This is a genomic window from Catenulispora rubra (assembly GCF_015356825.1).
Lineage (GTDB): Bacteria > Actinomycetota > Actinomycetes > Streptomycetales > Catenulisporaceae > Catenulispora > Catenulispora rubra.
On sequence record NZ_JAACYW010000356.1, the window covers coordinates 1 to 11,174 of the forward strand.

10 protein-coding genes are annotated in these 11,174 nt (G+C 72.3%); 6 read left to right on the forward strand and 4 right to left on the reverse strand.

Features of this window, described 5'->3' with window-relative positions; all coding sequences use genetic code 11:
• Positions 1 to 209: 209 nt before the first annotated feature.
• The 4 genes from GWK61_RS48390 to GWK61_RS48405 all read left to right on the forward strand — a co-directional run bounded on the left by GWK61_RS48390 (position 210) and on the right by GWK61_RS48405 (position 5,659).
• Entirely contained in the window at positions 210 to 1,400 is a 1,191-nt protein-coding gene (locus tag GWK61_RS48390; protein WP_194920235.1) for a S8 family peptidase, read from the forward strand.
• Positions 1,401 to 1,447: 47 nt separating this feature from the next.
• Positions 1,448 to 2,032, forward strand: a complete 585-nt coding sequence (locus tag GWK61_RS48395; RefSeq protein ID WP_194920236.1) for an RNA polymerase sigma factor — start codon at positions 1,448 to 1,450, stop codon at positions 2,030 to 2,032.
• A gap of 72 nt (positions 2,033 to 2,104) precedes the next feature.
• Positions 2,105 to 2,575 carry a hypothetical protein gene (locus tag GWK61_RS48400; RefSeq protein ID WP_194920239.1) on the forward strand — a complete coding sequence of 157 codons (471 nt, stop codon included), beginning with the start codon at positions 2,105 to 2,107 and terminating at the stop codon, positions 2,573 to 2,575.
• 333 nt (positions 2,576 to 2,908) lie between these two features.
• Positions 2,909 to 5,659, forward strand: a complete 2,751-nt coding sequence (locus GWK61_RS48405; protein WP_194920240.1) for a CHAT domain-containing protein — start codon at positions 2,909 to 2,911, stop codon at positions 5,657 to 5,659.
• Positions 5,660 to 5,778: 119 nt separating this feature from the next.
• Here the strand turns inward: GWK61_RS48405 and GWK61_RS48410 are convergent, their stop codons facing one another.
• Together GWK61_RS48410 and GWK61_RS48415 are read right to left on the reverse strand one after the other, a co-directional pair.
• Positions 5,779 to 6,423 carry a VOC family protein gene (locus tag GWK61_RS48410; RefSeq protein WP_194920241.1) on the reverse strand — a complete coding sequence of 215 codons (645 nt, stop codon included), beginning with the start codon at positions 6,421 to 6,423 and terminating at the stop codon, positions 5,779 to 5,781.
• A gap of 120 nt (positions 6,424 to 6,543) precedes the next feature.
• Positions 6,544 to 7,338, reverse strand: coding sequence for a crotonase/enoyl-CoA hydratase family protein (locus tag GWK61_RS48415; protein ID WP_194920242.1), 795 nt, complete (start codon positions 7,336 to 7,338; stop codon positions 6,544 to 6,546).
• 204 nt (positions 7,339 to 7,542) lie between these two features.
• On the opposite strand from GWK61_RS48415, the gene GWK61_RS48420 reads away from it, so the two are divergent.
• Positions 7,543 to 8,055 carry a mycothiol transferase gene (locus GWK61_RS48420; protein ID WP_194920243.1) on the forward strand — a complete coding sequence of 171 codons (513 nt, stop codon included), beginning with the start codon at positions 7,543 to 7,545 and terminating at the stop codon, positions 8,053 to 8,055.
• A 57-nt stretch (positions 8,056 to 8,112) separates the two neighbouring features.
• Here the strand turns inward: GWK61_RS48420 and GWK61_RS48425 are convergent, their stop codons facing one another.
• Entirely contained in the window at positions 8,113 to 8,394 is a 282-nt protein-coding gene (locus GWK61_RS48425; protein ID WP_194920246.1) for a hypothetical protein, read from the reverse strand.
• Positions 8,394 to 9,098 carry a hypothetical protein gene (locus tag GWK61_RS48430; protein WP_194920248.1) on the reverse strand — a complete coding sequence of 235 codons (705 nt, stop codon included), beginning with the start codon at positions 9,096 to 9,098 and terminating at the stop codon, positions 8,394 to 8,396. Before GWK61_RS48430 ends, GWK61_RS48425 begins: the two co-directional genes overlap by 1 nt.
• Before the next feature lie 364 nt (positions 9,099 to 9,462).
• Here GWK61_RS48430 and GWK61_RS48435 point away from each other — a divergent pair, with 364 nt between their 5' ends.
• Positions 9,463 to 10,920, forward strand: a complete 1,458-nt coding sequence (locus tag GWK61_RS48435; protein ID WP_323748098.1) for a M20/M25/M40 family metallo-hydrolase — start codon at positions 9,463 to 9,465, stop codon at positions 10,918 to 10,920.
• The last annotated feature ends 254 nt before the right edge of the window (positions 10,921 to 11,174 follow it).

An 11,174-nucleotide genomic window follows, 5' to 3' on the forward strand; every position in this document is an offset into this window, starting at 1 on the left:
ACCAGGGGGATAGTAAGGCCGGCGGCGGCGATCTGTGGGGGAACGCCACCGCCGGGAGGGGGACAGCAAGGCCGGCGGCGGCAGTCCGTGGGGGAACGCCACCGCCTGGGCGGGAACCGAAGGCGGGACTGGGACGGGGGTCCAGTTCCGCCTGCGGCCATTGGCAATGCAGCATAGGTGTTGACTACGTTGTTTACAGGGAGGGCACGATGACGAACCACGCAGCCCGGCTGGCTCGGATTCTGGAGACACACCCGGACGTCGTCCACGTCGGCGGCACCAATGAGGCGTTGATCAAGCGCGACGAGCTGTTGGTGCTCAACACGCACGCGGACGCCGTCCACGAGCAGGCCCGACAGTGGGTCGACTCCCGTGAGGACTTCGCCGACCTCGGCGTCGCCCGGCTGCGGCTGCGGCCCGGCGCGGGCGTGGACGCCGCGGAGCTGACGCACGACCTGCGGGGCGGCGCGGGGGCGCACCGCCGGACCAGCGTCACCCCGAACCACGTGATGCACGGGACTCCCGGCGACATGACCGGCGGTCCGTTCGGCAAGCCGACTCCCTCCAAGGAGCTGGACCAGCCGGTCGGCGACGGCGCGCCGGCCAAGCGCGTCACCATCGGGATCCTGGACACCGGCATCGACCCGCATCCGTGGTTCGACGCGCACGAGTGGTACCAGGCCTGCACCGCCGAGGAGCACGAGTCCCTGAACCCGGCGCCGGACACGGATCTGGAGTCCGACTCCGGCCACGGCACGTTCATCGCCGGCGTGCTGCTGCAGCACGCCCCGAACAGCTACCTGTGGGTCGAACGGGTGCTGGGCACCGACGGCGTCGCCGACGAGCTGGAAGTGCTCAGGGGCATGGCCCGGATCCAGACCCGGGCCGCCACCCGGGGCGACCAGCTGGACGTGCTGAACCTGTCGCTGGGCTGCTTCACCTTCGACGACCGGCCCTCGCCGGTGCTGGCCGACGCCGTAGCCCGGATGTCCCGGCACACCGTCGTGGTGGCCGCCGCTGGCAACGACGCCTCGGACCGGCCGTTCTGGCCCGCGGCGCTGAAGGACGTGGTCGCGGTCGCGGCTCTGGCCGAGCAGTCCGCGGGCACCGATCCGGAGCGCGCGTCGTTCTCCAACTACGGCTGGTGGGTGGACGCCGCCGCGCCGGGTGAGAAGATCGCCAGCACGTTCCTGACCCACGGCCGGGAGAACGGGGAAGAGTTCCACGGCTACGCGAAGTGGAGCGGCACCAGCTTCGCCGCCCCCTACGTGGCCGGTAAGATCGCGGCTTTGATGTCCGCCAAGGACATGACGGCCCGCGACGCCGTCAGCGAGCTGCTCGACCCCGTCGGCACCCGGATCCCCGACCTCGGGGTGGTCGTGTCGCCGGCGGGCCGCTGACGCCGGCCGCGCCGGTGACGTTCGCCCGAGACAGTGAGAAGGCACACATGGACCGCTCCCCCGCGCTGCTGCTGAAAGCGGCCAGCGACGGCGACCCCGAAGCCTGGAACCAGATCGTCGACGACTACAGCCGTCTGGTGTGGTCGGTGGCGCGCGGGTTCCGGCTCACGGTCACCGACGCCGCCGACGTCAGCCAGACCACCTGGCTGCGCCTGGTGGAGAACCTGGACCGGATCCAGAATCCGGACCAGCTCGCGGGATGGCTGGCCACCACGGCACGGCGGGAGGCGCTGCGGCTGATCCGCAAGGCGCAGCGCGAAGTCCCCGACTCGGAGGAGGCCGAGGAGAACGTCTCCTTCTTCGGCGACTCCGAGGACGACGGCGATCCGGAGGCGGCGCTGGTCGCCGAGCAGGATCGCAGCGATCTGTGGCAGGCCTTCTCCACGCTCTCCGAGCGCTGCCGGAACCTGCTGAGGGTGGTCGCGGTGACGCCGCTGGAGAGCTACGCGGCCGTCGCCGAGGCCCTGGGCATGCGCGTCGGGTCGATCGGGCCGACCCGCTCGCGGTGCCTGGAACAGCTCAAACGGGCCCTCAAAGCCCTGACCACGGTGCCGGGCACGCCCGGCCTGTGACTCCACGCCGCCGGCGCACACCGGTCAAGACGCACATGAGCACACGATGAAGGACCTGATCCAGGGGGAACGATGCCGAAGTTGACGAACGGGGCCTCAGCAGAGGACATCGGACTCTTGTCCGCCCTCGGCGAGATGTTCGACGAGACCGATCCGGTGCCGCAGGAGGTGGTGCAGTCCGGCTACGCGGCCTTCACCTGGCGGACCATCGACTCCGAGCTGGCCGAACTCGCGGAGGACTCGATGCTCGCCGGCGCCGGCGGGTCGGTGCGCGGCACCGACACCCGGCTGCTGACCTTCGAGGCGCCCAGCGTGTCCGTGGTCGTGGAGGTCACCGAGATCGGCGACCGCCGCAAGCTCGTCGGACAGCTCATCCCGGCGTGTTCCAAGACGCTGCGGATCGAGCACCCGGCCGGCGCGACCACCGTCGAGGTGGACGACCAGGGGCTGTTCAGCGCCGACTCGCTGCCGGCCGGCCCCGCGCGGGTCGCGCTGGCGGTGCCGGGCGGCGGAGCCGTGGTCACCAGCTGGGTGACCGTATAGCTGAGTGACCGTATAGCGAACGCGTGTAGACCACATAGCGAGACCGCATAGAGGGAAAGCGACTATGTGCCGCGCGCGAGCTGCCACCTGAGATCCAGGCAGCGGACGATGCGGCCGCACAGCGCCAGGCGCCGCTCGTAGATCGCCACGACTTCGTTCCCACCAGGCTCAGCACTCGGCGAATCCGCACTTCCCGCCGACCCGGACCCGGCCGCGACCGCGCTTCCCCCGCGACCGCCGCCGACACCTGATCGCCGCCGCGCGCGCCCGCGCGGCGGCGATGAGGTCTGTACTTGTTGTGAGGAATCGGCTCGCATTTGAGACAGTATCCGCATGCCTTCTACCGCGGACCGGCTCATGCGCGCCCAGCAGGCCCTCGACCGAGTCCTCGACCAGCCGGTCGTCGGCCGGGCCGCCGCCGAGGCCGTCCTGGCCGAGGGCGAGGGGGACGAGGCCGCCGCGGTGGCCCTGCGCGCGCTGGGCCTGTCGTGGAAGGAGAACGGCGACCTGGCGCGCGCCGTCCGGACGCTGCGCCGTGCCGTGCTCGTGGGCGAGCGGGTCGGGGCGCCCTACCGGGCCGCGGAGGCGCGGATGTCGCTGGTGGTGATCCTGGCCGACCGCGGCAAGACCGACGCGGCGCTGGCCGAGGCGGCGCTGGCGGCCACGGTGCTGACCGGTGCGGACTCCGCGCGGCTGGACGTCAACCTCGGCCTGGTCCTGATCCGCCTGGGGCGCAAGGCCGAGACCCTGGCGGCCTTCGCGCGGGCCCAGCCGGTCCTGCGCGCGGCCAAGGACACCCGCTGGGAGTCGCTGCTGCTGAACTGCCGGGCCGTGCTGCAGATCCAGGTCGGCGACTACCGCGACGCCGCGGCCGACCTGGCGCGCGCCAACGCCCTCACCGAACGCGGCGGCTATCAGATGCTGAACGCGATGGTCCAGTACAACCTGGGCTATCTGGCGCGGCAGAGCGGCGACATCCCGGCGGCCCTGGACCTGCTGGACCGGGCCGCCACCGGATACGCCGAGGCCGGCCGCCGCGGCACCCCGCTGTACACGGACAAGGCCGAGATGCTGCTGACCGTGGGCCTGGCCGCCGAGGCGCGCTCCACGGTCGCGACCGCGATCGCCGAGCAGCAGGCCAGCGGGTTCCGCTACAACCTGGCCGAGTCCTACCTGTATCAGGCCTGGGCGACGCTGGCCGCCGGCGAGCCGGAGGCCGCGGTCGAGGCGGCCGGCACGGCACGCACGATGTTCTCCCGGCAGCGCCGGAACACCTGGGCCGACCTGGCCCGGCACGCGGAGATCGCAGCGTCCTTCGCCATCGGGCAGCGCTCGGCCACGCTGCTGCGCAACACCGAGGCCATCGCCGACCGGCTGGCCGCGGCCCGCTGGCCGGTGGCCCCGCACGAGGCGCGGCTGCTGGCCGGCCGCATCGCCGCCGACCTCGGCCGGGTCGGGCAGGCCCAGGCGCTGTTCGACCAGGTGGCGCGGCACCGGAACCGGGGCGTGGCCGAGGTCAGGATCCTGGCCTGGCACGCGCAGGCGCTGCACGCGCTGAGCACCGGCCGGCTGTCCGCCGCGGAGCGCGCGGTGCAGGCCGGGCTGCGCGTCCACGCTGAGAACAACGCCGTCCTGGGCGCCACCGACCTCCGGGCGCACGCCGCGGCGCGCGGTGAAGAACTGGCGAAACTGGGCTTGCAGCTGGCTTTGAAGCGCGGGGACGCGCGGGCGGTGCTGCGCTGGGCCGAGACGTGGCGTGCGGCATCGCTGCGGCGCCGTCCGGTGCGGCCGCCGGACGACGAGCAGCTGGCGGCCGACCTGGCCGAGCTGCGGCGGGTGGTGGCGGACCTGGCGACCGTGGAGGCGCCGACGACGCTGGGGACTTCGCGCTCGGAGGTGTCGCGGCTGAACTCCGAGCGGCTGCGGCTGGAGGCGGCGATCCGCGACCGGTCGCGGTATGCGCGCGGGACGTACGCGCCCGAGCCGCCCTTCTCCCCCGCCGCGCTGGCCGGGGCGCTCGGGGAGCGGGTGCTGGTGGAGTTCGTGCGGCTGGACGACGAACTGCACGCGGTGACGGTGCGGGACGGGGTCGTGCGGCGGCACCGGCTGGGTTCGTACGCGGCGGTGCTGAAGCAGCTGGACGTGGTGCGGTTCGCGATGAATCGGATGTCGCGGCGGTTCGGGTCGGCGGTGATGCAGGTCGCCGCGGTGCAGGCCTACGACCACAGCCGGCAGGTGCTGGACGGGCTGTTGTTCGAGCCGGTGCGGCGGGCTCTGGACGGGCCGGAGCTGGTCGCGGATCGGGTCGCGGACCGGGTCGCGGACCGGCCGCTGATCGTCGTGCCGACCGGGTCGCTGCACGCGCTGCCGTGGACGGCGCTGCCGACGTGTGCGGGGCGGGCGGTGAGCGTGACGCCTTCGGCGCGGTTGTGGCTGGCTGCGGCGAACGCTGCGGGTGCTGCGGGAGCTGCGGGTACGGCTGGTGCTGCTGGTGCCGTGAGCCCTGTCGGCGGCGCCGCCGGCTCCGGCACCGTCGCGACCTCGGCCACCGGCCTGGGCACCGTCCTGATGGCCGGGCCCGGCCTGGACCACGCCGAACCGGAGATCGCCGCCCTGGCCGCCCGCTACCCGGACGCGATCGTACTGTCCGGGGCCGCAGCCACCGCCGCCGACGCCGCCCGCGCCCTCGACGGCGCCGCCCTGGCCCACGTCGCCACCCACGGCCGCTTCCGCGCGGACCACCCCCTCTTCTCCAGCCTCGACGCCCACGACGGCCCGCTGTACGTCTACGACCTGGAACGCCTCGGCTCGACCCCGCAAACGCTGGTCCTGTCAGCCTGCGAGTCAGCCCTGTCCGGCGTCCGCCCCGGCGACGAACTGATGGGCCTGGCCTCAGCAGTCTTCGCCCTCGGCACCCGCACCCTGATCGCCAGCGTCACCCCCGTCGACGACTCCGACACCCGCACCCTCATGCTCGCCCTGCACGCCGCACTGGCATCCGGGCGCCCCCCGGCCGCGGCACTGGCCGAGGCGTCGGCGGCGACGGGGATCGGCGGGTTCGTGTGCTTCGGATTCGGCGGCTGAGCAACGGGGCAGCGCGGCCGCCGGCCGTCAGCCGTCAGCCCCCACCCAAAACAAAGCGCGAGCGCCGTCGGCCTGCACCGACAACACTCGCGCGTGAAGCTTGAAGACCGAAGAAACCCTCAGTCGATCCGAACACTCCCGCCGGCACACCGGAAGTGCACGGCCAGCACCCCGGGCTCCTCGGCGTCGATCCAGTCGACCTTCACTTCCTCCAGCGGGTCGTGGTCCGGCGAGCCGCCGATCCACGACAGCACCTGCGTGCGGTCGCCGCTGATCTCCAGGCGCTCGAACGCCGGGATGCCGTTCACGGCACCGGCGCCGGGGCGCTGGTCGGCGGCGATCTCCCAGGCCAGGAAGTAGGGCAGCTGCGGGTCGGCCATCAGGTCCAAGACTCCGAGCTGCTTCCAGCGCAGGTCGAAGCCGTCGGGGCGGACCCGGTGCCCCTCCGCGGCCGGGCGGCCCAGGCGCTGCTCCCACGGGGTGATGTCGTCGACGCCCACCACCCAGCCGAGCCAGCCGCCGCCCTCGTCGGCGCGGGCCTTGACGGCCTTGCCGAACGGCGCGGAGTCGGTGGCGGGGTGGTCCAGCGGGGCCACGACCTCCACGTACGAGCCGCCGGCCAGGGGCAGCACGAAGTTGCGGGTGCCGAAGCGCGGGTGGACGCCGCCGTCGCGGAACGTCGCGCCGAGCAGCGTTCCGAGCCGGTTCACCGTGGAGCCGAGCTCGGAGTTGGACACAGCATAAGAAACGTGATCGAGACGCACGGTTCATACTCTGCCCTGCGGATGCCCCAATAACCCAATCGGGGCCGTCCGGGTGCCCCTTACCGGGGATACCGGTACGTTCCGCATCCACATCGTCACCAATGGCGACGAATGGTCACACTATTGGCGCTTCCAGACCGCTTCGCGCTTCTCGGCGAACGCGCGCGGACCCTCCTTGGCGTCCTGGGTGGCGAACACCGGCCAGCCGATCTCGAACTCCCGGGCCAGGCCGTCGGCCTCGCCCATCCCGGAGGTCTCCTTCACCGACCGCTTCACCGCCTCCACCGACAGCGGTGCGGCGGCGTTGACCAGCGCGGCGATCTCCAGCGCCTTGTCGAGCGCCTTGCCGTCGTCCACGACGTGCCCGACCAGCCCGATGTCCCGCGCCTCGGCCGCGCTGTAGGGACGCCCGGTCAGCAGCATCTCCATGGCGTGGCTGTAGGGGATCTGACGCGGCAGCCGCACCGTCGAGCCGGCGACCGGGAACAGGCCGCGCCGCACCTCGAACAGCCCGAACGTCGCCGAGGACGCCGCGACGCGGATGTCGCACGCCTGGATCAGCTCGGTCCCGCCGGCCACCGCGTAGCCCTCGACCGCGCCGATCAGCGGCTTGCGCGGGCTGTAGTGCCGCAGCAGCGCCTTCCAGTGCAGGTCGGGATCGGCTTTGAGCCGTTCGGCGTAGACGGATCCCTGCGCCATGTTCATCGCCTTGAGATCCATCCCGGCGCAGAACGCTCCCCCGGCGCCGGTGAGCACGATGGAGCGGACGTCGTCATCGGCGTCCGCCTCGACCCACGCGTCGGCCATGCCGACCAGCATCGGGAGCGAGAGCGCGTTCTTGGCCTCGGGCCGGTTCATGGTGACGACCAGGGTGTGGCCGTCGCGCTCGACGGTGCAGTGCTCGGTGCCGGCCATGGTCCGTGTCCCCTCGTCGCCGGGTGATCGGTGCGTCACGCGAAACTGAAACACGTTCTACCAATAGGTGCGGCAGAGGACAAGGGCTGCGGAGTGCGCGCCGGCGAGGTTGGCTCAGGGCACGAACCAGGGCACGACTCAGGGCACGATCAGAGTGGCGCCACCACCGCCGTCCAGACCACCGGATTTCGATACCGTGCTCCCATGAAAGGTCACGATCTCCTCGTCGACGCCTTCGGGCGGGTCAACGAATGCGTCCACGCCGCCGTCGACGGCCTGAGCCTGGACCAGCTGCACCGCCGCCTCGACGACGACGCGAACCCGGTCGGCTGGCTGGTCTGGCACCTGACCCGGGTGCAGGACGACCACGTCGCCGACGTCGCCGGGTTCGAGCAGGTGTGGACGGCGCAGGGCTTCGACGCGAAGTTCGGCTCGCCCTACCCGGTGGCGGCCGTCGGGTACGGGCAGTCCTCGCGCGAGGTGGGCAAGCTGAACGTGCCGTCCGTGGAGGTGCTCACCGACTACCACGACGCCGTGCACGCCGCGACCGTCGCCTACGTCGGCGGCCTGGCGGACGACGAGTTCGACCGGGTCGTCGACACGCGGTGGGACCCGCCGGTGACGTTGGGCGTGCGGCTGATCAGCGTCGTGTCGGACACGCTGCAGCACGCCGGGCAGGCGGCCTACGTGCGCGGGATCCTGCTGCGCGAGGTATAGGCGGCCTGCCCGGAACAGAGTGCTGACGGGCGTCCGGTCAGTCCACTTACTAGCTTACTAGCGCTCAGCCAACTGCTCGGCATACAGGGACACCGGCGCGACCGGTGTCCCGGCCGACACCGTCACCGCCGGGAACCCGGGCACCAGCGGCGCCGAAGCCTTCCCGAGCGCGCCGAAGTCCCAGTTGTACGACGTCGGCGGGCTCTGGAAGGCATACGTACCGGTGTCGGTGTTCCACGCGACCTGCGCCGAGCCGGCCCAGCCCTGGCCGCTGCCCTCGTTGTTGCGGTCGATCAGCGACAGCTCGGTCGGCGACGTGCCGCCGCTCCCGTCGCGCATCACCAGGTGGTCGTACAACGTCCCCGAAGCCCAGCGCTGGTGCGGCCCGGCGCGAAGCGTTTGCCGCCGACGTCCGTCGCGGTGCAGTCGCTGAAGACGTTCGGGCCGGCGGTCAGCGCCTGCGTGGCCCAGGCGTGCAGGTTGCTGCCGGAGACCTGGCAGCGCAGGACCAGGGACTGCTGGCCTGCCAGCGTGTAGGCGACCGGCTGGGCGTGGATGTCCTGCGGGATCGCCTTCTCCATGCCGAGCGCGGAGGTGTCCTCGATGGTGACGCGCTTGGCGCTCCCGCCGACGTCGCCCATGCCGGAGCCGAAGTCGTCGGCGACGATGTCGCGGGCCCAGCCGCCGTCCACCGCGCCGAAGGAGGCGAAGGCGGACTGGAAGTAGCCCTGGGTCGCGTAGTTCGGGGCGGTGGTGAAGGCCAGGCCGTCGGCCGAGAGGTGTTCGACGCCGACGTTCGTGATGCGGCCGGGGAAGGTGTAGGGCCAGAGCACGGCGTGCGTGTACTGCTTCTCCAGGGCGTTCGTCAGCGGGATGTCGATCGTGACCGTGTTCGTGCCAGCGGAGATCGCGGTGATGGTGCGCTCGAATTGCAGGCCGGCGTCGGGCTTCCACTGGACGGTGCCGCCGCCGGAGCGCTGCGGGATCTTGTCCAAGCCGATGGCGTGGATCCAGTTCTCCTCCTGCGGGCGCTGCACGACCACGTTCTGGCCGACCTTCAGGCCGGCAGTGCTGGCGACGTGGAACGTCGTCGCACCGATGGGGACGTAGGCGTCGGTGATCGCGACCTTCGGCCCGGCGGCCTGGCGCTGGCCGGTGCCCGAGAGGGTGACGACGGCGCGCGGGGTGCCGGTCGCGATGAGGCGGGTGCCGGACGGACCGGAGCCGGAGCCGCGCAGGACGACGCCGGAGGCGCTGATGGTGAGGGCGCCGGCAAGGCGGAAGTCGCCGGGGGCGAAACATGGGGCGTGTAGGAATCGAGTAAAGAAGGTTTATCCCATTGCGCGGGGCCCGGCCGCGAGTAGGTTCCGCAGCGACGGCCACTCCCCTGTTTCCCGGAGGCGCATCGTGACAGAGCATGGATTTCCTCGTTCCGGCCCGACCCGGCGGCAGGCCCTTTCCGGGGCGGCGGTCGTCGGGGCTGCCGCTACGTTCGTCGCCGCTCCGGCGGCCGCGTCCGCGGATGCCGCCCCGGCGCACGGCATCGGGAAGACGCCGATCGGCATCGGGCGCCAGCGGCCGAGCCGGGAGCTGCGCGGTCTACTCGCCCAGATCGATCCGGCGCGGCTCAAGGCGACGGTACTGAAGCTGACGACGTTCGGGACCCGGCACACGCTGTCCAGCCAGACGGATCCGGCGCGCGGGATCGGGGCGGCCACCGACTGGGTGGTGGCGCAGCTGGAGGCGATCGCGGCGACGTCCGGCGGGCGGATGACCGTGGCGCGGCAGAGCTTCGTGCAGCCGGTGGGGTCGCGGATTCCGGTGCCGACGACGATCACGAACGTGATCGCGACGTTGAAGGGGACCGCGGCCACGGAGCGGGTGTACGTGGTCACCGGGCACCTGGACTCGCGGGTCACCGACGTCATGAACTTCACCAGCGACGCGCCCGGGGCCGACGACGACGCCTCGGGCGTGGCGGCGGTGCTGGAGACGGCGCGGCTGTTCGCCACCCGCAGCTTCGCCGGGACGCTGGTGTTCGCCACCGTCGCCGGCGAGGAGCAGGGGCTCTACGGCTCGGCGTTCATGGCGGCGCAGATGAAGGCGTCCGGGACGGACGTGCAGGGGATGTTCAGCAACGACATCGTCGGCGCCAGCAGCGCGTGGGACGGGACGCCGCCGGACCCGCACACGGTGCGGCTGTTCGTCGAGGGCGTGCCGACGTCGGAGACCGCGGCGCAGGCCGCGGTGCGGCAGGCGGTCGGCGGCGAGAACGACGGGCCCTCGCGGCAGCTGGCGCGCTTCGCGCAGGACGTGGCGGTGAACGAGGCGACGGACATGGAGATCCGCGTGGTCTGGCGCCGCGACCGGTACCTGCGCGGCAGCGACCACATCTCGTTCCTCCAGCACGCGTACCCCGCCGGGCGGTTCACCGAGCCGCGCGAGAACTTCAACCACGAACACCAGGACACCCGCGTCGCCGACGGCGTGCAGTACGGCGACCTGCCCGAGTTCTGCGACTTCGACTACCTGGCGCGCGTGACCCGCGTGAACGCCGCCACCCTGTGGTCCCTGGCCGCCGGCCCGGGCACGCCGAAGGGCGTGACGATCCTGACCACGCCGCCGCCGAACTTCAGCGGCATCAACACCACGACGCTGACCTGGACCCGCGGCGACGACGCAGGGCTGACGGGGTACGAGGTGGTGCTGCGGGAGACCACGGCGGCGGTGTGGACCGAGGCGCTGGCCGTGGGGGACGTGACGACGGTGACGCTGCCGATCTCGAAGGACAATGTGCAGTTCGGGGTGCGGGCGGTGGGGGCTGGTGAGTTGCGGAGTCCGGTGGCTTTCCCGGTTGTGGGGTAGGCGGCGCGCCGGGGCAGCGGTTGCGGCGGGCGCGGTCTGGCAACCATCCCCAGCCGGCGGCCCGCCGCCGCAGCGCACCTGTCGGTCGTCGGGGGTAGCGTCGGGGGTGATGACCTCGGTGTATGCGGAGCAGCGGGCGCGGTGGGCGCCGGGCCGTTTTGTGGCGTGCACGTGGACGCAGGTTGCTGTCGGGGCGGGTGTGCATCGGCAGCTGGTGGTGCCTGACGGGTGTTCGGACCTGATCTGGTGCGAGG

What these genes read in the sequence shown, in the direction of transcription:
- GWK61_RS48390 (WP_194920235.1), top strand. Translation starts at nt 210, where the DNA reads ATGACGAACCACGCAGCCCGGCTGGCTCGGATTCTGGAGACACACCCG.
- GWK61_RS48395 (WP_194920236.1), top strand. Translation starts at nt 1,448, where the DNA reads ATGGACCGCTCCCCCGCGCTGCTGCTGAAAGCGGCCAGCGACGGCGAC.
- GWK61_RS48400 (WP_194920239.1), top strand. Translation starts at nt 2,105, where the DNA reads ATGCCGAAGTTGACGAACGGGGCCTCAGCAGAGGACATCGGACTCTTG.
- GWK61_RS48405 (WP_194920240.1), top strand. Translation starts at nt 2,909, where the DNA reads ATGCCTTCTACCGCGGACCGGCTCATGCGCGCCCAGCAGGCCCTCGAC.
- GWK61_RS48415 (WP_194920242.1), bottom strand. Translation starts at nt 7,338, where the DNA reads ATGGCCGGCACCGAGCACTGCACCGTCGAGCGCGACGGCCACACCCTG.
- GWK61_RS48420 (WP_194920243.1), top strand. Translation starts at nt 7,543, where the DNA reads ATGAAAGGTCACGATCTCCTCGTCGACGCCTTCGGGCGGGTCAACGAA.
- GWK61_RS48425 (WP_194920246.1), bottom strand. Translation starts at nt 8,394, where the DNA reads ATGCGCGACGGGAGCGGCGGCACGTCGCCGACCGAGCTGTCGCTGATC.